21 protein-coding genes are annotated in these 24,008 nt (G+C 63.8%); 8 read left to right on the top strand and 13 right to left on the bottom strand.

Annotation, left to right across the window (positions count from 1 at the left end):
- The first annotated feature begins 62 nt into the window (after positions 1-62).
- From FA94_RS31910 to FA94_RS31895, 4 genes are all read left to right on the top strand, one after another.
- On the top strand, positions 63-1,649 hold the full coding sequence (locus FA94_RS31910; RefSeq protein ID WP_035563694.1) for a DHA2 family efflux MFS transporter permease subunit: 1,587 nt from the start codon (positions 63-65) through the stop codon (positions 1,647-1,649).
- Between the two features lie 10 nt (positions 1,650-1,659).
- Entirely contained in the window at positions 1,660-2,646 is a 987-nt protein-coding gene (locus tag FA94_RS31905) for a glycosyltransferase family 2 protein (RefSeq protein ID WP_051980982.1), read from the top strand.
- A gap of 20 nt (positions 2,647-2,666) precedes the next feature.
- A complete protein-coding gene (locus tag FA94_RS31900) occupies positions 2,667-4,214 on the top strand; it encodes an efflux transporter outer membrane subunit (RefSeq protein ID WP_035563688.1) in 1,548 nt (515 codons plus the stop codon).
- A 66-nt stretch (positions 4,215-4,280) separates the two neighbouring features.
- Positions 4,281-5,453 (top strand): HlyD family secretion protein, encoded by a 1,173-nt coding sequence (locus tag FA94_RS31895; RefSeq protein WP_494471395.1) that lies wholly within the window; start codon positions 4,281-4,283, stop codon positions 5,451-5,453.
- Here FA94_RS31895 and FA94_RS31890 read toward each other — a convergent pair whose 3' ends face one another.
- The 7 genes from FA94_RS31890 to FA94_RS31860 form a co-directional block, all read right to left on the bottom strand.
- Positions 5,454-6,338 carry a hypothetical protein gene (locus FA94_RS31890; RefSeq protein ID WP_051980980.1) on the bottom strand — a complete coding sequence of 295 codons (885 nt, stop codon included), beginning with the start codon at positions 6,336-6,338 and terminating at the stop codon, positions 5,454-5,456.
- Between the two features lie 56 nt (positions 6,339-6,394).
- Positions 6,395-7,189: a MetQ/NlpA family lipoprotein gene (locus tag FA94_RS31885; RefSeq protein ID WP_035559112.1), complete on the bottom strand. Its 795-nt coding sequence runs from the start codon at positions 7,187-7,189 to the stop codon at positions 6,395-6,397.
- On the bottom strand, positions 7,186-8,268 hold the full coding sequence (locus FA94_RS31880) for a formylglycine-generating enzyme family protein (RefSeq protein ID WP_035559109.1): 1,083 nt from the start codon (positions 8,266-8,268) through the stop codon (positions 7,186-7,188). Before FA94_RS31880 ends, FA94_RS31885 begins: the two co-directional genes overlap by 4 nt.
- 14 nt (positions 8,269-8,282) lie before the next feature.
- The gene (locus FA94_RS31875) at positions 8,283-10,229 is read right to left on the bottom strand and encodes an arylsulfatase (RefSeq protein ID WP_197070264.1); all 1,947 of its coding nucleotides are present in this window, start codon (positions 10,227-10,229) and stop codon (positions 8,283-8,285) included.
- 158 nt (positions 10,230-10,387) lie between these two features.
- Positions 10,388-10,930, bottom strand: coding sequence for a hypothetical protein (locus FA94_RS31870; protein WP_035559105.1), 543 nt, complete (start codon positions 10,928-10,930; stop codon positions 10,388-10,390).
- Between the two features lie 10 nt (positions 10,931-10,940).
- Positions 10,941-11,588 (bottom strand): response regulator, encoded by a 648-nt coding sequence (locus FA94_RS31865; RefSeq protein WP_035559102.1) that lies wholly within the window; start codon positions 11,586-11,588, stop codon positions 10,941-10,943.
- A gap of 7 nt (positions 11,589-11,595) precedes the next feature.
- A complete protein-coding gene (locus FA94_RS31860) occupies positions 11,596-13,005 on the bottom strand; it encodes a cache domain-containing protein (protein ID WP_035559099.1) in 1,410 nt (469 codons plus the stop codon).
- Positions 13,006-13,252: 247 nt separating this feature from the next.
- On the opposite strand from FA94_RS31860, the gene FA94_RS31855 reads away from it, so the two are divergent.
- Both FA94_RS31855 and mctP read left to right on the top strand, forming a co-directional pair.
- A complete protein-coding gene (locus tag FA94_RS31855; protein ID WP_035559097.1) occupies positions 13,253-13,450 on the top strand; it encodes a DUF3311 domain-containing protein in 198 nt (65 codons plus the stop codon).
- Positions 13,447-14,928 carry a monocarboxylate uptake permease MctP gene (mctP, locus tag FA94_RS31850; RefSeq protein ID WP_035559094.1) on the top strand — a complete coding sequence of 494 codons (1,482 nt, stop codon included), beginning with the start codon at positions 13,447-13,449 and terminating at the stop codon, positions 14,926-14,928. The genes FA94_RS31855 and mctP overlap by 4 nt, the downstream gene beginning before the upstream one ends.
- Positions 14,929-14,955: 27 nt before the next feature.
- On the opposite strand, the gene FA94_RS39290 is transcribed toward mctP, so the two are convergent.
- The 6 genes from FA94_RS39290 to FA94_RS31820 all read right to left on the bottom strand — a co-directional run bounded on the left by FA94_RS39290 (position 14,956) and on the right by FA94_RS31820 (position 21,787).
- Positions 14,956-15,372, bottom strand: coding sequence for a helix-turn-helix domain-containing protein (locus FA94_RS39290; protein WP_063771809.1), 417 nt, complete (start codon positions 15,370-15,372; stop codon positions 14,956-14,958).
- A gap of 219 nt (positions 15,373-15,591) precedes the next feature.
- Positions 15,592-16,275, bottom strand: a complete 684-nt coding sequence (locus FA94_RS31840) for a Fe2+-dependent dioxygenase (protein ID WP_035559090.1) — start codon at positions 16,273-16,275, stop codon at positions 15,592-15,594.
- Positions 16,272-17,072: a tetratricopeptide repeat protein gene (locus tag FA94_RS31835; RefSeq protein WP_081936266.1), complete on the bottom strand. Its 801-nt coding sequence runs from the start codon at positions 17,070-17,072 to the stop codon at positions 16,272-16,274. Before FA94_RS31835 ends, FA94_RS31840 begins: the two co-directional genes overlap by 4 nt.
- 11 nt (positions 17,073-17,083) lie before the next feature.
- Complete coding sequence (locus FA94_RS31830) at positions 17,084-19,333, bottom strand: TonB-dependent receptor (RefSeq protein WP_035559087.1); 2,250 nt, start codon at positions 19,331-19,333, stop codon at positions 17,084-17,086.
- Positions 19,334-19,637: 304 nt separating this feature from the next.
- Positions 19,638-20,870 (bottom strand): NAD(P)/FAD-dependent oxidoreductase, encoded by a 1,233-nt coding sequence (locus FA94_RS31825; RefSeq protein ID WP_035563679.1) that lies wholly within the window; start codon positions 20,868-20,870, stop codon positions 19,638-19,640.
- A 5-nt stretch (positions 20,871-20,875) separates the two neighbouring features.
- Positions 20,876-21,787 (bottom strand): LysR family transcriptional regulator, encoded by a 912-nt coding sequence (locus FA94_RS31820; protein WP_035559083.1) that lies wholly within the window; start codon positions 21,785-21,787, stop codon positions 20,876-20,878.
- A gap of 325 nt (positions 21,788-22,112) precedes the next feature.
- On the opposite strand from FA94_RS31820, the gene FA94_RS31815 reads away from it, so the two are divergent.
- Entirely contained in the window at positions 22,113-23,057 is a 945-nt protein-coding gene (locus FA94_RS31815; RefSeq protein ID WP_035559081.1) for an aromatic alcohol reductase, read from the top strand.
- A 155-nt stretch (positions 23,058-23,212) separates the two neighbouring features.
- Positions 23,213-24,004, top strand: a complete 792-nt coding sequence (locus FA94_RS31810; protein WP_035559078.1) for a DUF3348 domain-containing protein — start codon at positions 23,213-23,215, stop codon at positions 24,002-24,004.
- Positions 24,005-24,008 lie beyond the last annotated feature (4 nt).

Below are 24,008 nucleotides of genomic sequence, written 5' to 3'. Positions count from 1 at the left end.
CCACGTCACGGCCGGAAGGCGCACGCTGGCCTGACGCGGAGCGCGAGCGGGGGCCGGACAGCATGCATCCGGGTTCGGGCAGCGTGGATAGCGTAAGCAACGTAGGTAGCACACCAGGCACGCCACGCTTGCGCGGCGCGCGGCTCGCGTTGCTGACCTTCGCGCTCTCGCTGGCGACCTTTATCGAAGTGCTGGATTCAACCGTCACCAACGTCGCGGTGCCCGCCATTTCCGGCGGTCTGGGCGTGTCCAACAGCCAGGGCACCTGGGTGATCAGTTCGTACTCGGTGGCCGCCGCGATTGCGGTGCCATTGACAGGTTGGCTTTCGCGCCGACTCGGCGAAACGCGGTTGTTCCTCGGGGCCGTGATTCTTTTCACGCTGACCTCGCTGCTCTGCGGCGTGGCCGGCGACTTTCACCTGCTGGTGGTGTGTCGCGCGTTGCAAGGGCTTTTTTCCGGGCCGATGGTGCCGTTGTCGCAAACCATTCTGTTGCGCACCTTTCCACCCGACAAACGAATCGTGGCGCTCGCACTGTGGGCGATGACGGTGCTGCTCGCGCCGATCTTCGGTCCGGTGGTCGGCGGCTGGATCATCGATAACTTTTCATGGCCGTGGATCTTTCTGATCAATCTGCCGATCGGCATCTTTTCGTTCGCGGTGTGCATGACGTTACTACGCGCCGACGCGCGTAACCCCGGCGCCGCCCGTGCCGCGCCGATCGATCTGCCGGGGATCGTGCTGCTGATCGTCGGCGTCGGATCGCTGCAAGTGGTGCTCGACCTCGGCCACGACCGTGGCTGGTTCGACTCGCCGTTGATCCTGACGCTGGCGATCGTCGCCGCGCTGGCGATCGTGTCGCTGCTGATCTGGGAGGCGGGCGAACGGCACCCGGTGATCGATCTGAGCCTGTTTCGGGATCGCACGTTTTCGTTCTGCGTGTTGATCATCTCGCTCGGCATGATGAGCTTCTCCGTGGTCGGCGTGATCTTTCCGCTGTGGCTGCAGGCGGTGATGGGCTACACCGCGTATCAGGCCGGGCTCGCCACCGCGCCGCTCGGCGTGCTGGCGTTGGTGTTCTCGGTTCTGGTCGGCATTTACGCGGCGCGTTTCGATGCTCGCGTGCTCGCCACATTCGGTTTTCTCGTGTTCGCGGCCGTGCTGTGGTGGGACGCGCATTTCACGCTGACCATGACGTTCACGCAGATCATCACACCGGGCTTGATCCAGGGCATCGGGTTGCCGTGCTTCTTCATTCCGCTCACGGCCGCGACGCTTTCGCGTGTCTCCGACGACAAACTCGCCGCCGCCTCCAGCCTGTCGAATTTTTTGCGGACGTTGTCGGCGGCGTTCGGCACCGCGATGAGCGTCACGCTATGGGACAACCGCGCGCTGTATCACTACGACGTCGTCGCGCAGTCCGTGACGAAAGCGTCGGGCAATACGCAGCGTTTCGTGCAGAGCCTGCACGGCATGGGTATCGACGGTGCGCGCGAACTCGCCACCTTGCATCACGTGGTGCAGCAACAGGCCTACATGATGGCGACCGGCGATATGTTCCAGATGGCGAGCGTCACGTGTCTCGTGCTCGCCGCAATGATGTGGCTCACGCGCCCGAGACGGGGCGCGGCCATGACCATGGGGCACTAGGGAGATCACGATGACGACGCTGGGCGCACTGATCGTGCTGTTTCATCCGAGCGACGAGCAACTCGCGCGTGCGGTGGCCATGCGCCACCTGTGCGATCGCTTGCTGGTGGTCGACAACTCGCCGCAGCCCGACCCGCGCGCGGCGTCGCTGTTGAGAGAGGCGGGCGTCGCGTTGTTGCATCACGGCAACCGGCACGGCATTGCGGGTGCTTTCAATGGCGGCCTGCAGGCGTTGTTCGAGCAGGGCGTGGAGGCGGTCGCACTGTTCGACCAGGATTCGGAGACCCCCGCTGACTATTTCACAGTGATGCGCGAGCGTTGCGCGTCGCTCGGCGGTCACGCGTATCTGCTGGGGCCGCGTATCTTCGACGAAAACGATCAGCGCTTTCTGCCCGAACTCGCCACCAGCGGCCTCGCGGTTGAACGGCTGTCGGTGCGTGCCGACGCCGCGTTGCAGCGTTGCGCGTTTCTGATCTCGTCGGGCTGCGTGATTTCCCGCGAGGGGTTCGCGCGCCTCGGCCGTTTCGACGAGGCGCTGTTTATCGATCACGTCGATACCGAATACTGTCTGCGCGCGTTGTTACGTAATGTGCCTTTGTACGTGGTGCCGCAACTGGTGCTGTCGCATCGGATCGGCGCGCGGCGTCGCCACAAACTGGGCGCGTTCGAAATGACCACGATGAATCATCCCGGCTTTCGCCGCTACTACAGCGCGCGCAATGCGATGCAACTGGCGCTGCAATATGGACTGCGCTTGCCGGTTGCCGTCGTGCCGAACCTGCTGACGTTGTGGCAGATCGTGCAGATCGTGCTGGCCGAGCAGGACAAGCTGGCGAAGCTCGAAGCGATCGCGCTAGGTCTGTGGGACGGCCTGTTCGGGCACATGGGGCCGCTCGAACAAACGCGTCCACGCCTCGCGGCCAAGGCGGCTCGGGCGCGCACTGCGATCACACCCGCCGGCGGCGAAGGTGCGTTGCATCAGCCGCGCCATTCCTGATGCGGCGCGAGACGCACGACATGAGCCAACGCCTTAAAAACCTCTCATTCACGCGAACTGCGTTGCCGCTTCTTCTTGCCGCATCGCTCAACGGCTGCGTGAGCGATGCCGGTCTGCACACGAACGTCGAGCCGCTCAAACCTTCCGCCGATTCGCTTGCGCGCATCGTCGGCCCAGGCGCGAACGGCGCATGGCCCGCGCCCGATTGGGTCAAACGCTACAACGATCCGCAACTGAATGAACTCGCCGCCGAAGCGTTGCAGAACAATCCCGATCTGCAGATCGCCAAGGCGCGAGTCGGCGGGGCGCAGGCGCAACTGGAACAGTTCGCGTCGCTGACTGGCTTGACCGGCACGGCGGTCGCATCGGTCAGCAAAACCCGTTTGCCGCAGCCGGACAATGTGGCCGACGTGTCGGTCGGCGGCCAGCAGATTCCGGTGCAGTTGTTCAACAATTCGACGGTGTCGCCGTCCGCGGTGATCGCCGGTTTGAGTTATCAACTCGATCTGTGGGGCAAGAATGCCGCGCTGACACGCAGCCTGCTATCCACGCGCGACGCCGCTCGCATCGACGCGGAACAGGCGCGTCTCACGCTGACGGTCGCCTTGGTGACGCTCTACTGCGACCTCGACCGCGCATTCGCGATGCAGGAAATCCTGTTGCAAAAGCAACAGGCCGCGGACCACGTCGACGCCGTGCTGCGCGAGCGCGGCGCGCGCGGGATCGACAACGCGTACGACGCAGCCGATGCCTCGCTCAAACGTAGCCGCCTCGCGTCGCAGCAGGCGCTCAACGACGAGCGTATCCAGTTGACCGAATTGCAGATCGGCGTGTTGACGGGGCGCGGTCCGGAGCGCGGCTTGTCGTTGCATCGTCCGCGACTTGCCGCGACGGCTGACAGTCCGTTGCCCGCGCAACTGCCGGTCGATCTGCTAGGCCGTCGTCCCGACATTGTCGCGGCACGGTTGCGGGCCGAAGCGGCGCTCGCCAATACCGACGCAACACGCGCGCAGTTTTATCCCGATGTGAATCTGGTGGCGTTTGCCGGGCTCACTGCGTTGACGCCGGCCGCGCTGTTCTCGCGCGCCGCGCTGACCGGTTCGGTGGGGCCGGCCATTTCGCTGCCCATCTTCGACAGAACGCGGTTGCGCGCGCAACTAGGCGGTGACTACGCCAATGTGGACGCGGCCGTTGGCCTCTACAACAAGACCATCGACCAGGCGCTCGGCGAGGTCGCCCAGCAGCTCACCTCGCTGCGCACCATTGACACGCTCGCGCTCGAACAGGCGCGCGCGGTGGACGCGGCCTCGCGCATCGTCGCGATTGCCGAGGAGCGACACCGGCGCGGTATCGGCATGCAGAAGGACGTGACGCTCGCGGATCTGTCGCTGCTCGACGAGCGCGCGCAGCAGGTCGATCTGCAAGGCCGCCGCCGCTTGCTGCAAGTGGCGCTGGTCGGCGCGCTCGGCGGCGGTTTTGACGAACGCAACGTGGCCGGCGCACCGATCGCGCACTCGCAGCCGGCCTTTTTCTCCCACGCACGCATCATGGACACGCACTTCGATTGAATGCACAACGATAAACAGGCACAGCATGCCGCCGGCTGGACCCAGGAACAGCCCGACGCGGCCAGCATGGCGGACCCTGCGGATACGCTGCACGACCGCAAACGTGCGGCACGGCGGCGCCGTTTCGCCATTTTCTTCGGCGTGGTGGCGCTTGTCGGCGCGGCATGGCTCACGTACTGGGGATTGAGCGCGCGCTTCTACGAGGAGACCGATGACGCCTACGTGGCCGGCAACATCGTGCAGATCGCGGCGCAAATACCGGGTACCGTCACGGATATTCTGGTGGACAACACGCGCCAGGTGCGTGCCGGTCAGCCGCTCGTCAAGCTCGACGACACCGAGGCCGCCGCCGCGTTCGCGCAGGCTCGCGCACAACTGACGCTGGCCGTGCGCCAGGTGGCGAACGCCACGATCTCGCGCAAGCTGTACGTGCAATCCATCGACGCGCGCCGCGCCGAACTCGCTTTGGCGCAACGCGCGCTGGCGGCGCGCGACCATGCGTCGGTGGAAGTCGTGTCGCCGGAAGAACTGGCGCGCGCCAAAGAGACGGTGGCGGTCGCGCAGGCGAATCTCGCGTCGGCGCAGGTTCAACTCGACGCCGCGCGCGCGTTAAGCGGCAAATTCCCGATCGAATCGAGTCCGACGGTGTTGCAGGCCGCAGCGCAATTGCGGCTCGCGTACCGCAATTTTCAGCGCACGACGGTGGTGTCGCCGGTGGACGGCACGGTCGGCCAGCGTTCGGTGCAGATCGGGCAGCAGGTTGGGCCGGGGCTCGCGTTGATGTCGATCATTCCGCTCGAACGTTTGTGGGTCGAGGCCAACTTCAAGGAAGGGCAGATTCGCAGCATGCGGGTGGGGCAGCCGGTGCGTATCGTGTCGGATGTGTATGGCTCGCAAGTGGTGTATCGCGGGCATGTGGAAGGTTTTTCGGCGGGTACGGGTAGCGCGTTTTCGATGTTGCCGTCGCAGAACGCGGCCGGCAACTGGATCAAGGTCGTGCAGCGCGTGCCGATTGTGATTTCGCTGGATGCGGCGGAACTGGCCGCGCATCCGTTGCGGCTGGGTTTGTCGATGCAGGTGTCGGTGGATACGCACCAGCGCGGCGGTCATCTGATCGGCAACGACACACCGGCGGCGACACAGACGACCCGCGTGCACGACAACGTGTCGCGTGATGCCGACGCATTGATTGCGCGAATCGTCAGGGAGAACAGCGACCGAGGCGGCGCAGCCGATTAGTTAGCGGTCCGCGCCGGATAAGTAGGCTTCGACGCTCGCACCGAAGGTCGTGTTTTCGTTGCGGCTCTGTGTCGGCGCAGTCAGCAGCGTTCTGGCGCGCTGAAACGCGTTGGCGAAGCCGCGCAGTTCCTGCGTGACCGGACGATCGTCGAGCCGACGGCGCAGCAACGCTTGCGCGATGCGGCATTCGATCAACGCGAGTTGACTGTCGATATAGTCAAGACACCACTCACGGCAGCGCACTGACGCGCCGGCTACGGCCAACAGCGCCGGCACGATCGAAATCGTCAGAGAGACCCCGACGGGAATGCGAGCCAACGCGGTGGGCGATTCGAACAGATCTTGACGCAGCGATTCGAATACGGCGCGACCCCACATCGTCTTTTCCTGTTCGAGCGCGTGGCGGCGACGCGCCAACGCGTTTTGAGCGCTCGCGTCTTCGATTCGGCCCTCGGCAACCAGCAGCGTCGCGTCGGCGCGGGGTCCTTCCTGAATGCAATCGGCGCCGAGATAGAGCGCGCTTTGATTGCGCCCAGCCAGCACCAGATGCTGCAGCGTGTCCGGCACGAGCGGATCGAGCGGGACCACTTCGCACGTGACGGGTTTGCCCTTCAGATGGATGCCGCAGCGTCCGTCGTCTTCGAGCGCGGGGCAGCGTGCGAGAGACGGGTAGTCGTAGCCCTGCGTGACGATGCTGAAGGTATCGCCGGCACCATGCAGCAACGTATCCGCTAGCGAAGCAAACGCGGCGGCATCCGCTTCGTCGAGTACGCTTTCGTGCCGACCCGCACGCAGCCGTTCGCCGGGCCGCTTGCGCGGTACGCGGCCAATCGCCAGACAACCAATGAACAGATCGCGATGCCGGAACAACTCGGGCAATGTCATCGCCGGTGGCGTATTGCAGCATTTGCCGCACGCCGAGCACGCGAAGGAGAAGGTGTTTACCACGGCCGGCGCACCGAGTCCTGATAGCGCGTCAGGATGAAATGCGCGACGTCGGTCGAGTGATACGCGGCGACCAGTTGCGAAACCCACGGCTGCGCGCGGTCGGCGTCGCGCACGGTTAGCACGTTCGCGTACGGCGAGCGCGCGTCTTCGATGCCGAGACCGTCGCGTGCCGGATAGAGACCCGCGCGCGCGGCGTCGTCGCTATCGATCACGGCGAAGGCCACGCTATTCAACGTATCGAACAGGTGCGCTCGCGGCACGCGACGAATCTTCAGATTCAGCCGGTTGCTGGTGATATCGCTGAGCCTGGCATGCAGGCCGGCGCTGTCCCTGAAGGTCAGCAGCGTGAAGTTCTGCAGCAGGATCAGGGCGCGCGAGGTGCCGTCGGCGTCGTCGGGAATGGCGATCGTCGCGCCGCGTTGCAACTGCCCGAGGTTGGTCAGCGTACGCGAATACAGCGCGATCGGAAACGTCACGGTCGTCGTGACGCGGGTCAGCGGATAGTCGTGCTGTTTGCGTTGCGCGTCGAGACTCGGACCGCTTTCGAAACTCGCCGCATCGATCTGTTTCGCGGCGAGCGCCGCGTCGATGCGCTCGGGTCGATCGAATACAACGACGTCGAGCGTCAGTCCCTGGCTGGCTGCAACATGGCGTACTTCATCCATGATTTGTGCCTGTGCACCGGGAATCACGCCGATCCTGACGACCTGCGATTCTGCGGCTTCCGCACGCGGAAGCAAAAATGCCGCGCCCAGCAGCAGCGCGGTTGTAAATTTAAGGAGCTTCATGACGCGTCCCTCGACACAGTGCGAAAGCCGATATGCGAGGCCGGCAAATCCGCCTCCTGCTGTTCACGCGATGCCGCCCGATAGCGCACGCAATAGTCGCGCGAGCACAGGAACGAGCCGCCTTTGATCACCATCGGCGTATCGTGCTTGCGACCCAGCGGCGCGACCGCGGCCGTGTCGCCGTTGGTGTGAGATTGGTGCGAACCCGTGTAGACGTCACGGGTCCATTCCCATGCGTTGCCGATCATGTCGTAGAGCCTGAAATCGTTAGCGGCATAGCAGCCGACTGGCGCAAGTCCGACGTGGCCGTCTTCATTCGTGTTCAATACGGGAAACACGCCTTGCCAGTAGTTCGCGCTCGGCTTGCCGTGTTCGTCGCGCGGCGCGGTGTCGAGATCCGCGCCTTCGTGTCCGGCTTTGCCCGCGAATTCCCATTCGGCTTCGGTCGGCAGATCGCGGCCGAGCCAACGTGCGTAGGCGAGCGCGTCGGCTTGCGTGACCATCGTGACGGGCTGGTTCAGGCGGCCGTCGAGCGTGCTGCCGGGCCCGCTCGGATGATTCCACGCCGCGCCCTTCACCCACGTCCACCACGCCAGATCGCGCGCATTCATCTCGTCGCGCGTCGGCGTGTGAAACACCACGGCGCCGCCCTGGCGTTCCGAATCGCTGACATAGCCCGTTGCGTTGACGAAGGCGGCGAACTGCGCATTCGTCACGTCGGTCTGATCGATCCAGAAACCGGCAACGTGTGTTTTGCCGTCGCCGGCAGGGCGCTCGTCTTCGTAGCCGAGTTTGCTGCCGAACACGAAATCGCCGCCATGCAGATGCACCATGCCGGCTCGCGGATCGTCGCGCCAGCGCGCGGGCAATCCGCCGTAGCGCTCGCATTGCGATTCGGAGCCGAGTGAGACCAGCGGGCGCGAGCGATTGAGGTCGTCGAACGCGCTCGCCGTGCCGCTGCCGAATGCCGCCGAAGCGGCCATGGCAGCGGTAAAAGCGGCGGCGAACGCGGCCACGGCAATCGCGGCGTATGTGCCGTAAAGCGCCGTGGCGCGCTTCAACCTGAAACGTACTGTCATGGCGCGCTCGTTACTCAATAGTAGCCACGCGGGCGCAACGGCTCGACTCCGCCGACGCTGCTCATATAGCTGTTCCATTGCTGGATGAGACCATCGATTACCGACGGATTCTGCGTCGACACGTCCTGCGTTTCGCCGCGGTCGGCGCTCATGTCAAACAGTTGCCAGTGACCGTCCACGGGACCGAGCGGCGGCTCCGTCCAGAGTGCTTTCCAGCGGCCGTCGGCGCTGCGCAGATAGCCGCGCCCGTACGCTTCGTCGCCGAACGACGCGCTGTGTACCGCCGCCGTGGTCTGATCGTTCAGCAGCGGCAGCAGCGACTGCCCGGTGATCGGATACACATAGCGATTGTTGTAGACCACCTTGCCCTTGTTCTGATCGACGCCGGTGAGCGTGTTGATCAGCGGCGGCGCGGCTTGCGTGGGCGGCGAAATCTGCGCGACGGCGAGGAACGTGGCGGTGTTATCGGTCACGTGCGTGAAATCGCGCAGCGTCGGTTTCTGCGTGGTCTGGCCTGGCAGATGCACGACCAACGGCGTGGACACGCCGCCTTCGCCCGAATAGCCCTTGGTCAGCCGGAACGGTGTCGCGCTCACTTCGGCCCAACGCAAACCGTATTGCAGACGTTGCGCGTTCTGCTGGCCGTTGTCGGTGCCGAGTTGCGAGTAGATCGGGTCGGCGGCATTGGCGGTGTCGGTGGCGGTCGGGTCGGCGCCGGAGTCGATCGGCCAGCCTTCGGCGCCATTGTCCGACTGGAACATGATGAAGGTGTTGTCGTACTCGCCAATGTCCTTCAGATGCTGGATCAGCAGGCCGATGTTGTGATCGAGGTTCTCGACCATGCCCGCGTAGATTTCCATGTAGCGCGCCTGCGCTTTCTTCTCGGCCGGCGAGAGGCTCGCCCACGTTTTGTTCACCGTGCCCGGGCCGTAGTCGGTATAGCCTTGCACCGCGCTATGCACCGCGCTCACGTACTTCGCGTTGACCGTGCCGTTGTTCGGCGTGGCCGCGCTCGCCACGAGCGTTTCCGACGCGCCGCCGTACGGCACGAAGTCGTTCGGAATGATGCCAAGCGCTTTTTGCCGCGCAATGCGCGCGTTGCGGATCACGTCGTAGCCCGCGTCGTATTGGCCGACGTAGTTGTGCAGATAGGGGTCGGGCACCTGCAACGGCCAATGCGGCGACGTATAAGCCGCGTAGGCGAAGAACGGCTTACCGTCGCCCTTGTTTGAATCGATGTACGAGATCAGGCGTTGCGTGTAGAAGTCGGTCGAGTAGAACACGGCGGGGCTGCCGCCCGCACCGCCCGGTTGTCCGGGTTGGCCGGGCTGCACGTACTTGCCGTCTTCTGTGTAGTTCTGCGAGTTCGCCAGTTCGTGCGCGAAGTGATTGGTCGCGGCGCCGCCGAGCAGCGCATAGCTGTGCTCGAAGCCCCATTGATCCGGCGTCTGGCCGCCGCCCGTCGCGCTGCCGACAATGCCGGAACCGATGTGCCATTTACCGGCCATATACGTGTGATAGCCGCCGTCCTTCAGCAGTTGTGCAACCGACAACGCGCGGTCGTTCAGATAACCCTCGTAGCCGGGCAGCCCTTTGCGTTCATCGGTTGGCACGCCCATGGTGCCTTCGCCGACCAGATGGTGATCGGTGCCGGAGATCAGCATGGAGCGCGTGATCGCGCAGACCGTGCCGGTGTGATGATTGGTCAGAATGCGGCCCGATTGCACCAGTGCATCGAGGTTCGGCGTGTTGATTTCGCCGCCGAATGCGTGGATATCGGAGTAGCCGAGATCGTCGGCCATGATGTACAGAATGTTCGGGCGCTTCTGCGCGACGACGGGGGGAGTCGCGCCGCCGGGCAGGTTGTTGTCGCCGCATGAAGCAAGGACGACGAGGCTGGCGACGGCTGCGCCGATGATGCCGAGACGCAGAACAGGGCGTTGCGATCGATGTGTTGTCATTGTTGTGGTGACCGGATATGTCGGGTCGCCGATGTTAGCAATGACGTCAGGACGGCCAAAGATCGATTTCTGCGTTGCTATGTTCGATTGCCGATATAGGTGTTGCAGCGAAATAATGGGTATGGCGCGTACGGTGTTTTCGCGTGTATTAACTTTTGTTAGTTACCGGGATCGAGCACGGGCTTGTCCGGATCCGCGAGCGTTTTATACGGCAGTTGCGCAGCATTCGGGTTGCTAGTCGTGTCGTCGATCACGCGCTCGACGTCCGCGGTTTTGCCGAGTTCGGTGAGAAAGGCCTGCTTGTCGAAGCCGGGTGCGACGCAACCTTGCACGTAGATGAAGCGGCGTTGCAGCGTGAGCCACAACGTCGACTGTTCGCGCCAGTGGGTCGCGTAGTTGATATTGCTGAGGCGCCGCTGCACGGCGTCGGCAATTTCCGTGTCGTAGAGGTAACCGTTCGATAAACGGCAGCGTCCCTCGATCCAGCAACTATTGCCGCGCTCGATCCGGTAATGACTGTCGTCGAGCCATTCCTGCTCGGTTTCGAGCGGACCTAACGGCGCCGGGCAATGATCGATGGCTTTGGAAATCTGAAAGTACGGATCGTGTCCGCGATTGATGCGAACGGGTTCCGCATGGGCGTGCATGGTTGCGGCAAAGAACATCACACTGGCGAGCCGCACTGCGATTCGACGTGTCATTCTCATACGTTCACCTCTTCGTGCGCCGGTTCTCGACCGCGAACTTGATCAACTCCGCCTGTCCTTCGATATCGAGCTTGCGCTTCAGATTCAGCCGATGCGTCTCCACCGTTCGCACGGATAGATCGTTGCGCTGCGCAATCTGTTTGCTCGACAGGCCTTCCGCGAGCGCGTCGAGAATATCGCGCTCGCGCGGCGTGAGCCGTTCAACCGGCGACTGGTTGGCCGACGCCTGAATCAAACGCGCACCGAGCCCCGCGCTGAAAAACTGCTTGCCGTCGAGCACCACGCCGATCGCCTGAATGATCTCGGTGGCCGGTGAATCCTTGAGCACGTAGCCGCTGGCGCCCGCGCGCACGGCTTGCGTCACGTATTCGAGGTTGTCGTGCATGGACAGCATCAGCACGCGAATCGCCGGAAAGCGCTCATGAAACATGCCCGCCAGCGCGATGCCGTTCATGCCGTTCATGCCCACGTCCATCAGCACGAGATGAGGCGTTGCGTCGGCGGCGAGTGCGAGTGCTTCCTGCGCGTTGCCGGCTTCGCCGACCACTTCGAAATTGCCGCCCGCTTCGAGCCGGGCGCGCAAACCGTCGCGCACCAGCGGATGATCGTCGACGAGCAATAAGCGGGCGATAGCGGGTGTGGAGTCGTTCATGACGTGATTAACTTTCCTGCAAGTCGGGCGCGTGACGCACCGGTGTGTCGAGCGGCACGCGCGCGGTCACGAGCGTATGGCCGGTTTGCGAACTGAGCGACAGCTTGCCGCCCAACGCTTCCAGCCGTTCGCGCATATTACGCAAACCCACGCCCGAGCGTCGGCCGACGAAGGCATAGGCGGTGTCGAAACCGCGTCCATTGTCGGCGATCGTCAGCGTGACGGCGTCGTGCGAGACTTCCAGCGTGAGCGCCGCGCTCGACGCTTGCGCGTGGCGCACGATATTCGTCAGCGCTTCCTGGGCGATCCGGAACAGCACGGTGTTGACCGCGTCCGGCAACACTGCGGCGTGGGTGTGCATGATCTGCGTGAAGCCGATCTCGACCGCCGACTGCTCGCCGAGCTCGCGCGTGAGTTGCTCCAACGCGGCGGCGACGCCGAGGTCGTCGAGCATCGACGGACGCAGCGCATGCGAAATGCGCCGCACTTCGCGCAAGGTATCGCCGAGTCGCGTCAAGCTGGTGGTGAGCGCGGCCTCCGCGGCGGGCACCCGCACTTCGCTGCGTTCGAAGCGCGCCAGCGCGGATTCGAGCAGCAGCTTCACGGACACCATCATCTGACTAATGCCGTCGTGCAATTCACGCGACAGGCGCGCCCGTTCGTTTTCCTGCGACTCGACCACCTGTTGCGCGAGCCGCTTCAGTTTCGCGTCGGCGCTGCGGTATTCGGTGACGTTGAGCACGAGCGCGCATAGTGCGATCACCGCGAGTCCGGCCATCGCGATCGCATCGATCCATTTCATCGTACGATCGATATTCGCCGCCGCGCGCGCGTCGATGTCGGCGAGCGCCGCATCCACGTCGTCGAGGTAGATGCCGGTGCCGATCATCCATCCCCAGCGTTCGAGCGGCACCACGTAGCCGAGTTTCGATGCGAGCTTGCCGGTGGACGGCCGATGCCACACGTAGCGCACATAGCCGCCGCCTCGCGCGGACGCCGCGAGCAGTTGCTGGATGGTCAGAATGCCCTGCGGATCGCGCAGTTCCCACAGATCACGCCCAACGAGATCGGGTTCGCGCGGATGCATCAACGAGCGGCCGTGCGTGTCGTAGACGAAGAAGTAGCCGTCCTTGCCGTAGTCCATTTTTCGCAGCACGTCGAGCGCGCGGGTGCGCAGCATCGCGTCGTCGCGCGCATTTTCCTGGCCGGCGTTATACAGCGGCGCAATCGCCGTGGAGGCGAGCTCGACATAGTGCTTGAGTTCGAGTTGCTTGCTGGCCAGATAGGCGGCCTGCGTGGTCGCGTGCTGCGACTCGGCAAGCGCCATGGCTTCCTGGCGCACGCCGATTTCGATGCTGGCGATAGCGGCCAGAAAGGGCACGATGGCCAGCAGAACAAGCTTCGCTTTGAGTTTCATTGTTGAAAAGACCGCAACGCACTGTGCGAGTCCGGCTACGTAGTATTACGTAGCCGGCGTACGTAGTCGCGCGCTTGTGAGGACGCTGACGAAGGCGAATACTACATCCCCGCGGCGAGCGGCGGCTCGCGGGCTGCCGCGCCGGCTGCAAACTCCGGGTTTGCCGTCTAATATCAGGTAACCGGTTTCCGCGTGCCGGGCCACGAGTCGTGGCGCGCGGTTTCAATAATAGACTTAGGAGAAGTGTGTGGAGACCTCCCCAACCGCCGGCCGTTCATGGCTCTGGCTCATTCTGCTGATCCCGTATATCGCGTTGTTATGGCTGCCGTTCTATAACGACACACGTCCGTCGTTCGCGGGCTTTCCGTTCTTCTACTGGTATCAGTTCTTGTGGGTGCCGTTGACCTCGCTCCTGATTTACGTCGTGTATCGAGGTGTCAAATGAGCGATGTGAACCCCGTGAATCCGGTTGCGATGACCGTCTTTATCGCATTCTTCGTGCTCGTCACCGTGATCGGCTTTTTCGCCGCGCGCTGGAAGCGTGGCGACCTGACCCAATTGCACGAATGGGGTCTCGGCGGCCGCCAGTTCGGCACGGTGATTTCGTGGTTCCTCGTGGGCGGCGACTTCTATACCGCCTATACGGTGATCGCGGTGCCCGCGCTGGTTTATTCGGTGGGCGCATATGGCTTCTTTGCGTTGCCATACACCATCATCGTTTATCCGTTCGTGTTCGCGGTGATGCCGAAGCTGTGGAAAATCGCGCATGCGAAGAACCACATCACGGCGGCGGATTACGTGCAGGGCGAATACGGCGGCAAGTGGTTTCCGGCTGCAATTGCGATCACCGGTATCGTCGCGACCATGCCGTATATCGCACTGCAACTGGTGGGCATGCAGGTCGTGATCAAGGGGCTCGGCGTGACCGGCGAAATGCCGTTGATCGTCGCCTTCGTGATTCTGGCGCTCTACACGTATGCAAGCGGCCTACGGGCGCCGGCCATGATCGCGTTTGTCAAGGACATCATGATCTATATCGTCGTGATCGCGGCGGTGTGGCTGATTCCGGCGAAGCTCGGCGGCTATGCGCATGTGTTCGACGCGGCCGATACCTACTTCAAGGCCAAGGGCGGCGCGACCGGCATTATCCTGAAGCCGACGCAGTTCACCGCTTATGCTTCGCTCGCGTTGGGCTCGGCGCTGGCGGCGTTCATGTATCCGCATACGATGACGGCGGTGCTGTCGTCCGCGTCGGCGAAGACGGTGCGCAAGAACGCGATTTTCCTGCCGGCGTACACGCTGTTGCTCGGCTTGATCGCGCTGCTCGGCTATATGGCGATTGCGGCAGGCGTGCATGTGAAGTCGGCGTCGGACATGGTGCCGGCGTTGTTCAACTCGATCTTCCCGTCGTGGTTCGTGGGCTTCGCGGCGGCGGCGATTGCGATCAGCGCGCTGGTGCCGGCTGCGATCATGTCGATCGGCGCGGCCAATCTGTTCACGCGCAATTTGTGGCGTCCGCTGGTGTCGCCGAATATCTCGCCTGAGGGCGAGGCGTCCACGGCGAAGATCGTGTCGCTGGTCGTGAAGTTCGGCGCGCTGCTGTTCATCGTGTTCCTGCCGACGCAGTACGCGATCGATCTGCAACTGCTGGGCGGCGTGTGGATTCTGCAGATTTTCCCGGCTATCGTGTTCTCGCTGTACACGCGCCGGTTGAATACGCCGGGTCTGTTCCTCGGCTGGCTGGTGGGCATTGTGATCGGGACGAGCCTTGCGATCATTCAAGGGCTCAAGCCGGTGTACGCGCTGCATCTGGGCGATGCGGTCTATCCGGTGTATATCGGTCTGATCGCGCTGACGGCGAATATCGTCGTGAGCTTTGTGGTGTCGGTCGTGTCGCCGCGCAGGGTGGTGGCGGCTGTCTGATTGGTCGTTGTTAAAGGCGTTGGCAGGCTAAGAGGCCGATTCCCTAAAATCCCCCGTAGACGTTTCGTTGCGGGGGATTTTCTTTTGCCGGGATGTTTGCGGAGACAGCGATGGTGACGAATCAGAGAAGATTCGGGTCCACGAAACTTTCGCTCGTTGTGCGTGCCGTTCGTCCTTGTGGAACCCAGCTGACATCAGCGAGCTATCGCCGCCGGATTGCTCCGGCATGTACCGCATCGCCTCTTCCTTGCCGGTGATGAGCATGCCGAGCCCAAGGCCAGAGAGCACCAGAAGAAGGCGGTCGACACCCACGGAATTGCCGTTTTCCAACCGTGAGAGGACATTCACCGCCACGCCGCAGGCGTGTGCGGCGTCGTCGATGCGCAGCGCCAATGATAAGCGACGGTTACGGACAAGTTCGCCCAAGGTGTCGAGGTCTAGCACCTGTGGGCCGCGTTGAGAGCCTGGGGTTTCGAGAGAACGAGCCATAGTTTCCAATATTGGAAATAATCGAAGATTCGCGGGTGGGCCCTGTGCATGTTTCCAATTTGGGAAACAATGGCAGAAACCCTTTATGCCGACGAATTATTTCCCATATGGGAAACTTTAATGGTGAAGAAAAGAGACTGGGAGATGAGGCCGGCGCTTCCGCTTCCCACCCCCTCACGCATCCGCCCAACGCCGCAGCAGATTGTGATAAACGCCGGTCAGACTAATCACCGTCGCATCGTTCGCCCCCTTCTCGGCCGTGAGACGCTGCACGTCGTTGTCGAGCTGGAACAACAGCGTGCGCTCGCCGTCGTCGCGCACCATGCTTTGAATCCAGAAGAACGACGCGACCCGCACGCCGCGCGTGACGGCGCTGACGTGATGCAGGCTCGAAGCGGGGTAGAGCACCATGTCGCCGGCCGGCAGTTTGGCGCGATGCACGCCGTACGTATCTTCAATGCAGAGTTCACCGCCGTCGTACGACTCCGGCTCGGCGAGAAAAAGCGTGGCCGACAGATCGCTGCGAATCCGGAAGTCGGTGCCGCGCAATTGGCGGATCGCGTTGTCCACGTGCGTGCCGAAGCCGTCGCCGCCGGCGTAGCGGTTGAAGAGCGGCGGAAATACCTTGAGCGGCAACGCGGCGGAAAAGAAACGCGCATGGCGCCCGAGCGCGTCCTGAATCGCGTCGCCCACCGCGCGTGCGGCGGGCGAGCCTTCCGGTAACTGCTGGTTGCGTTTGGCTTGCGCCGACTGCGCGCCGGAAGTCGCGTTACCGTCGATCCATTGCGCCGCGTCGAGAGCGTCGCGGCATTGCGCGACCTGCTCTTTGCTGAGCACGCCGGGAAGATGCAGCATCATGCGCGCAACTCCCGTGTCGGGTTCATCGTGGCGCCGAACGTTGCTAGCTTGCTCGCGGGGCTCTCGGTATTGAAATCTTCCGCCAGAGCGCGAAATGCTTTCACCGGCGAAGCGGCCAACCACGTTCGCATCTTCGCGACGAACGCCACGGTGCCCGTTTGCGGCACGCGCCGCAGCCAGTGCAACGCGCTCTCGATCTCGCCGCGCGCGGCCAGCAGCCGTGCGTAATTGAACTGTCCGCGAAAATCGCCGCCTTCCGCCGCGCGGCGGTAGTAGTCGAACGCGATGCTTGCGTCCGCATCGACTTCCCAGCCGTCCTCGTAAAAGCTGCCGACGAAGTTGAGCGACTTCACATGGCCGAGTTCGGCGGCATGCTGAAACCACTGCAACGCTTGCGCCCGATCGGCTTCGACGCCGTTGCCGAGCGCCAACGTCGACGCATAGTTGTACATGCCCCAATCGAGTCCGGCCCGCGCCGCGAGCCGGTACCAATACACCGCGACCGACGCGCAGGCAGCGGTGCCCCAGCCGTGCTCGTAGCAGCGGCCGAGCATGTTCATCGCCATCGGATGATCCCGGCGCGCCGCGTGGGTGAACCACGTGAAGGCTTCGCCGGCATCGTGCTCTACGCCATGTCCGTCGAGCAGATACTGACCGTAGACGGCCTGCGCTTCGACAATGCCGTTTTGCGCGGCCGCCGCGACCCACGCGGCGGCCTGCACAGGCGGCCCGGCGAGAATCGCGGCGAGTTCGTCATGCGACACGCTCGCCAACGCCTTCACGCTCACCCGTTCCATCGCGCCGCTGCCTAGTAATGCGCGTTGAGCGTCAGGAACGCCGAACGCCCGGCGGCGATCGACGCGTAATGCGCCGGATACGCCTGGTCGTAATACGTCCGGTTGAAGATGTTCTGCACGTTCAGTTGCAGATCGACCTTCTTGTTGATCCGGTACGTCGCCACGCCGTCGAAGCGCCAGTAAGACGGCACCGCGCGCAGGTTCGCCGTGTCGCCGTAAACCTGCGACATATAGAATGCGCCGCCGCCGATCGTGAACTTCGGCAAGACGTCGTAGGTGGTCCACAAACTGATGCTGTTCTTCGGCGTATTGGGGAACTGATGGCCGTTGTCCGACGTGGTCTTGCCGTTGTCGCGCAACTCGCTCTTCATGTACGTGTAGCCGCCGAACACTTGCCACTTGTTCGTCAGTTGACCCGCCACGCCGAATTCGACACCTTGCACGCGCTTGTTGCCCACCATCGCGTATTCGTTGTTCGGCAGCGTGACGCGCGCATTGGTCGTGTCGATCTGGAACAGCGCGCCGGTCAGCGAGAGCTTGTTGTCCAGCACATTCCACTTGGTGCCGAGTTCGATGCTGCGGTTCTTTTCCGGCGCGAGTTGGGCGGCGTTTGCGCCTACGCCGCCGCGGCCCGGCGTCAACGACTGCGTTTCGCTGCCCTGGCCGAGCAGGGCGCCGGCGGGTGTCGACGACGTCGCGATCGACGCGTAGACGCTGCCGTTCGAGGCCGGTTTGAAGACGAGACCGAACTGGTAGTTGAACAGCGTGTCGTCGCGCGAAACGCGATTGCCGCCGTTGGCCACCGTGTTACGCAGATCGGTCGAGTAATCGTCGACGCGCAGGCCGACGTTCGCCTGCCAGCGCTTCGTCAATTCGATCGTGTCGAACGCGTACACCGATTTGGTGACAGTGCGCTGTTCGCTCGGGTCGTTGGTCTGACGCACGGAACCGGCCCACGGGTCGTTCGGATTCGGCGACCACAGGCTCGTGCAGTTATAGCCCGCCGCCGCGCCAATGCCCCTGGTCTTGCAGATCGCGCCGGTCGCCGCGGCCACCATGTACGAATCGTTCACGCTGGTTTCGCGCGACACTTCGAGGCCGGTGGTGAAGCTGTGCTTGAGGAAGCCCGTCTTGAACTCGCCGAACAATTCGGTCTGATTCGCGAGACTGTAGACGTCGCTCGCCCGCGTGTTCGCGCGGCGCCACACCATGCCGTTCAGCACGTTGCCCTGGCTATCGTCGGGCTGCGTCCAGATGTAGTCCTGGGTCGCCTTCGTATAGCGCGTGGTGTTGCGGATCGTCAGATTGCTGTTGATGTCGTGCTCAATACGCACCGTGCCGATGTCCGAAGTCGTCTTGCGGAAATCGCGGTCGATCAGGCCGTAGAAGTTGTGACGGTCCACGTTGGCCGGATAGATCGTGCCGACGTTGGCCGGCTTGTTGGTGGTCGTGTAGAAATACGGAATGCCGCTGTCCGGCAGGTCGTCGGTGGCGAGGTGGTAGTAGCTCGCGGTGACGCGGGTCGGCGTGCCGAGCCCGTAGGTGAACGACGGCGCGATGCCCCAGCGCTCGTTGTTGACGGCGTCGCGGCCTGGCACGTCGTTGTTGTGGCTCATCACGTTCAGGCGGAACGCCGCGTGATCGGCCATTTGCCAGTTGCCGTCGGCGGTGAAGCGGCGGTAACGGTCGGTGCCGAGACCCGCACTGCCGTCGGCGGAATTGCCCAGGTGCGGGGCCTTGGTGATCAGGTTGATGCTGCCGCCCGCGCCGCCACGGCCGCCGTAGGCGCCGTCCGAACCCTTGGTGACTTCGACACTTTCGATGTTGAACACTTCGTGGGTGGTCGCGCCGACATCGCGCATGCCGTCGATGAACGTGCTGCCCTGGGCGTCGTAGCCGCGAATGAACGGCCGGTCGCCGAGCGGGTTGCCGCCTTCGCCAGCGCCGAAGGTGATGCCCGGCACGGTGCGCAGCGCTTCGGTCAGCGTCGCGGCGCCGGTGCTCTTGATCAACTCCTGCGGAATCACGGTCACGGACTTCGGCGTGTCGACGAGCGGTGCGGTGAATTTGTCCGACGCTGAGCGATCGGTCTTGAAGCCGTGGTCCGTCTGACCCTGCACGGCGATCGGCGCAAGCTGACTCTCCTTGTCGGGCGGCGCCGTGCCGGCGGTGCCCTGCGCCAGAGCAGGGCCGGCGGCCAGCATGCCGCACAGTGTCGTGCTGATTTTCCCGAGCTTCGGTTCGTCGGACCGCAACTTCATTTTTTTCCCCGTCGAGTGCTGGCGACCCGGGAGGCCGTTTCACGAACCTTACCCGGTCATTCCATGTTTATTACAAAGTGTTTGCGGCGTGCATTCTATGCAATGCGGTTGTAATTGAGAAGCGTTCTCAACGGAAAATGTGCGGGCAGGACGGGGAAGGGGGGATTGGCGTCGGCGTACTTGCTCGAAGATGGCCGAGTTTGAGCCAGGAAGGGCGGGATATACGGCTGTCGGTAAGGCGCGCGACGGCGTCTGATCGTTTAAATGTCTGGTGTGGTTTTTTGCCACCCGTCCTGCCGGCAATCTAGAACCGCTCCACCCTGAACGGCCGGGGATCGACCACCGTCTCCTCGCCCGTCATCATTTCGGCGATCAGGCGGCCCGTGATCGGACCCAGCGTCAATCCGTGATGCGCGTGACCGAACGCGAGCCACAAGTCCCGATGCTTTCTCGCGGGTCCGATGATCGGCATCATGTCGGGCGTGCAGGGACGGCGTCCCATCCACGGTTCGTCGTCCAGTCGCTCGCCGAGCGGGAACAGTTTGCGTGCAAACGGTTCGACCGCGGCGAGTTGCGTCGGCGTTTTGGGCGCATCGTACAAGGCGATTTCCGCGCCGGTGGTCAGGCGGATGCCTCGCGCCATCGGCGCGAGCACGTAGCCGGTTTCGGCATCCAGCACCGGATGATTCAAACGGGCCGCTCCGTGCGGCGCGTAGTGCATGTGATATCCGCGTTTGACGGCGAGCGGCAGGCGGTAACCCAGCCGTGTGGTCAGCAGATCCGACCACGGTCCCAACGCGACGACCGCCGATTGCGCCGCGATCGTTCCCGCTTGCGTATCGACCTCCCAACCCTCGCGAAGCGTGTCCGCATCGCCGATAAAAAAGCGGCCACCCAGCGCTTCGAAATACTTCGTGTAGGCGGTGACGAGCGCATGCGGATCGCTCACTGAATCGGACTCGGGATAACGCACCGCGCCGAGCAGGGTCTTGTCGAGATCGGGCTCCGTCTGCTGCAGACGAACGGCGTCGAGCGCGTCGAACTCGACGCCGTACTCGGCGTGCCAGCGTTCGGCGACATGGATTTCCTTGTCGTGAGCCGCTGCGCTGCGAAACACCTTCATCCAGCCGATCGGGCGCAACAACGCGCTCGCGTCGGCCGCGGCGGCCAGCGCGCGGTGCTCGCTCACGCTGCGCTCGATCAGCGTCGAATACGACTTCGCGATCGCCGCGTGCGTGGCGGGATGCGAATTGCGCCAGTATTGCCACAGGAACGGCGCGACCTTGGACAGGGCGGCGGCATGGTAACGAACGTCCGGCGACTGGTTGCGCGCGTAGCGAAGCAAGGTGTCCAGGTCGCGCGGAAACGCGTACGGATAGACGCCTTCGCGCTGGATCAAGCCGGCGTTGCCGAACGACGTCTCATTGCCCGGCAGCTTGCGATCGACCAATGCGACCTGGCGACCGCGCTTCTGCAGATGCACGGCGACGCACACGCCGACAATGCCCGCGCCGAGTACCACGGTGTCGAATGGAATGCGGCTCATTGGCCTCGCCCGAAGTCGCTGTGTTCGAATAATTCCACGACCCACTCCACGAACGCCCGGGTCGCGCCGCTCGCGTTGCGGCCATCCGGATAGACGATCGAGACCGGCACCGGCGAGCTTCTCGCGTCGGCCAGCACTTCCTTCAGGCGGCCCGATTGAAGATACGGCAACGCGACGAACTCCGACAGTTGGATCAACCCCAATCCTTCGAGACCGCATTGCAGATAGGCCTCGGTTTCGTTGACGGCGAAGCGGCTCGGCATGCTCAGCGTGAGCAGCTCGCCCTGCACATGAAAACGCCAGTCGAGCGGCCGGCCGGTCGCGTTCGAGATGTAGTTGACCGCACGGTGAGCGGCCAGCGAGGCGACGGTAGCGGGTTCGCCGTGCTCCTTCAGATAGCGCGGCGACGCGCAGGTAATCCAGTTCAACTGCCCGACGCGACGGCCGGTCAGTGTCGAATCCGCCAGCGCGCCGGTGCGAATCACGCAATCGATGCCGTCGTAGATCAGGTCGGCGGGGCGGTCGCTCAGACCGAGCACGAGTTCGATGCCGGGAAAGCGCTGCTCGAAATCCCTGAGCCGCGGCAACACCAGGCCGCGGCCGATCACCCCTGGCATGTCCGCTCGCACGCGTCCGCGCGGCGCGCTGGCGTCGGTCGACAGCTCGCTTTCCGCGCGCACGATCTCCGCGAGGATCGCGCGGCATGACGCGTAGTAGCGCTCGCCCGCGTCGGTCAGACTGAGCGTGCGGGTACTGCGGCGAAGCAGCGCGGCGCCTAGTTCACGTTCCAGCTGCTTGATGATTGTCGTGACCGACGAACGCGGCAGCGCGAGCGTTTCGGCGGCCTTGCTGAAGCTTTGAGCTTCGACGATGCGCACAAACGTGGTCATCGCTTGAAGTTTGTCCATGGGCCGGGCACCTGTGCGGTTCGTGTCGCGCTGTCCGTGAGCGCGTTGAAGCGGGGTTCATCTTACAGGGATACCCCCGCGCGTTGCGCGTGGCCGGCGCGATGTTCACACGCGCCCAAACCCGGCGTTCGGGACACTCGCGTTGTCAATTCCGTAGCGGCGAACAATGCCGATGCTCCCCGCCACTAGACTCCAGATCGTCAGGCCGACTCCTGCCTGAAGCCACTTCGAAATACCGCGCGGGTAACGGCGAATCACGTTTGCGCCCGCACGGTTTTCAAACCTCGCTTTTCAACGTTATCGCCTGTCAGAAAAGGTCACCACCATGTCGCATCCTCAATCCATTCTCGTCCTCGGCGCCGGTGAGCTCGGCATGGCCGTCCTGCGCAGTCTCGCGCGCCGTGCCGCAGTGAAACCGGGCGTGTCGGTCGCCGCGCTGCTGCGCCCATCGGCGCTCGATTCGAACGATCCGGCCAGGCAGAAAGACGTCGCCGAACTGCGCGCGCTGTCTATCGAACTCGTGCCGGGCGACCTCAACGCGCTGTCCGAGGCGTCGCTTGCCGATCTGTTCCGGCGCTTCGATACGGTGATTTCGTGCACCGGGTTCGTCGGCGGCAAAGGCGTGCAGCTCAAGCTCGCGCGCGCTGCGCTTGAAGCCGGCATCAAACGCTATTTCCCGTGGCAGTTCGGCGTCGACTACGACGTGATCGGCCGGGGCAGCGCGCAGGATCTGTTCGACGAACAACTCGACGTGCGCGATCTGTTGCGCGCGCAACAGAACACGGAATGGGTGATCGTGTCGACGGGCATGTTCACGAGTTTCCTGTTCGAACCTTCGTTCGGCGTGGTGGACTTCGAACGCAATACGGTTCATGCGCTCGGCAGTTGGGACAACGCGGTGACGGTCACCACCGCCGACGACATCGGCAGGCTGACCGCCGAGATCGTCTTCACCGAACCGCGTATTGCGGACGAAATCGTCTACGTGGCGGGCGATACCGTCACCTACGGCCAACTCGCTGACGCCATCGACGCAATGCGCGGCGCGAAATCGCGCCGCGTGGCATGGAGCGTGCCGCAATTGAAGAGCGAACTCGCGACGCAGCCGGACGACTCGCTGCGCAAATACCGCGTGGTGTTCGCCGAAGGGGCGGGCGTGTCGTGGCACAAGGAGCGCACCTTCAACGCGCAACAGCAGCTCGACGTCTGCTCGATGGAGCAATGGATGTGTGAAAACCTGCGCTTCGACGCGAGCGTTTCGCCCCAGTAAAGCCGCGTTGTCACCCACCGGCGCGGCACGTTGAAGCCCGCTTCACGGCCGCGCCGCGTCCTTCGAAAACCCTCTCCCGTGGGCCCGCTAAATCGCGCGGCGGCAGCTTCCACCCCGGCAGCGTGTAAACTGCTGACTTTTTTGACTCCGGTGGTATGTTGCAAGCCCCCCAGCGCACAGCTCTCAGCGGCCCGGCGCTCATTCGCCTGTTGGCTCGTCTGGCGGATGTCGATGTCCCCGAATCCCGGCAATCGCTCTCGGACCGGCTTAGCCAATGGCTCGGCTGGACCGACGCTATTGCGCTGTCGTCGGCGCTGAACGGCGCGCCGCCGGCCGTGCCGGCCGGTGCACGGGTGTTCGGCCGCGCCGAAGAGGACGAATGCGCGCGCGTGCGCGTTTCGCTGATGAAGTCCGTGGCGGGCGACAGCGTGCTCGTGGCGAGCAAGCGGCGCGGATTTGGCAACACGCAGGCCTTTCCGTACGCAAACTCGCACGCAAACCCGCACGCCCACATGTCGTCACAGCCCGCGCCGGCCGACGCGGCGCCCGATTACGCGGTGTTCCGGCAGCGCTACCAGGCGTTGCAGCAGTCGATGGAAACCGCAGTCGGCCCGTTACGCGTGCGCTTGCGCAGCCTGCTGGCCGCGAAAACGCCCGCAATGGCGCGGCTCGCGGTGCTGGACGCCGTCATGGAGCGTGCGCTCAGCGAGCGCGAACGGAATCTGCTGGGCAGCGTGCCGGGTCTGCTGGCCGGGCACTTCGAGCGCCTGCGCGCGGCGGAGCAGGCGACGCTGGCCGCCGCCGTTGCCTCGGACGACGCCGCGGCGGTAACGCCCGGCGCATGGCTGGACGTGTTCCGCAAGGACATGCAGAGCGTGTTGCTTGCTGAACTGGACGTTCGTTTTCAACCGGTCGAAGGGTTGCTCGCGGCTCTTCGCACCAGCTAACTGG

The sequence above is a fragment of the Burkholderia sp. 9120 genome, from assembly GCF_000745015.1.
Classification (GTDB): domain Bacteria; phylum Pseudomonadota; class Gammaproteobacteria; order Burkholderiales; family Burkholderiaceae; genus Paraburkholderia.
Note: the sequence above shows the minus strand (reverse complement) of the source record. Positions and strands in the feature narration are given on the sequence as shown.

Bases quoted from the DNA above. Each gene is read 5' to 3' on its own strand.
- FA94_RS31910 (WP_035563694.1), top strand. From the start codon at position 63: ATGCATCCGGGTTCGGGCAGCGTGGATAGCGTAAGCAACGTAGGTAGC.
- FA94_RS31905 (WP_051980982.1), top strand. From the start codon at position 1,660: ATGACGACGCTGGGCGCACTGATCGTGCTGTTTCATCCGAGCGACGAG.
- FA94_RS31900 (WP_035563688.1), top strand. From the start codon at position 2,667: ATGAGCCAACGCCTTAAAAACCTCTCATTCACGCGAACTGCGTTGCCG.
- FA94_RS31895 (WP_494471395.1), top strand. From the start codon at position 4,281: ATGGCGGACCCTGCGGATACGCTGCACGACCGCAAACGTGCGGCACGG.
- FA94_RS31890 (WP_051980980.1), bottom strand. From the start codon at position 6,338: ATGACATTGCCCGAGTTGTTCCGGCATCGCGATCTGTTCATTGGTTGT.
- FA94_RS31885 (WP_035559112.1), bottom strand. From the start codon at position 7,189: ATGAAGCTCCTTAAATTTACAACCGCGCTGCTGCTGGGCGCGGCATTT.
- FA94_RS31880 (WP_035559109.1), bottom strand. From the start codon at position 8,268: ATGACAGTACGTTTCAGGTTGAAGCGCGCCACGGCGCTTTACGGCACA.
- FA94_RS31875 (WP_197070264.1), bottom strand. From the start codon at position 10,229: ATGACAACACATCGATCGCAACGCCCTGTTCTGCGTCTCGGCATCATC.
- FA94_RS31870 (WP_035559105.1), bottom strand. From the start codon at position 10,930: ATGACACGTCGAATCGCAGTGCGGCTCGCCAGTGTGATGTTCTTTGCC.
- FA94_RS31865 (WP_035559102.1), bottom strand. From the start codon at position 11,588: ATGAACGACTCCACACCCGCTATCGCCCGCTTATTGCTCGTCGACGAT.
- FA94_RS31860 (WP_035559099.1), bottom strand. From the start codon at position 13,005: ATGAAACTCAAAGCGAAGCTTGTTCTGCTGGCCATCGTGCCCTTTCTG.
- mctP (WP_035559094.1), top strand. From the start codon at position 13,447: ATGAGCGATGTGAACCCCGTGAATCCGGTTGCGATGACCGTCTTTATC.
- FA94_RS31840 (WP_035559090.1), bottom strand. From the start codon at position 16,275: ATGATGCTGCATCTTCCCGGCGTGCTCAGCAAAGAGCAGGTCGCGCAA.
- FA94_RS31835 (WP_081936266.1), bottom strand. From the start codon at position 17,072: ATGGAACGGGTGAGCGTGAAGGCGTTGGCGAGCGTGTCGCATGACGAA.
- FA94_RS31830 (WP_035559087.1), bottom strand. From the start codon at position 19,333: ATGAAGTTGCGGTCCGACGAACCGAAGCTCGGGAAAATCAGCACGACA.
- FA94_RS31820 (WP_035559083.1), bottom strand. From the start codon at position 21,787: ATGGACAAACTTCAAGCGATGACCACGTTTGTGCGCATCGTCGAAGCT.
- FA94_RS31815 (WP_035559081.1), top strand. From the start codon at position 22,113: ATGTCGCATCCTCAATCCATTCTCGTCCTCGGCGCCGGTGAGCTCGGC.
- FA94_RS31810 (WP_035559078.1), top strand. From the start codon at position 23,213: ATGTTGCAAGCCCCCCAGCGCACAGCTCTCAGCGGCCCGGCGCTCATT.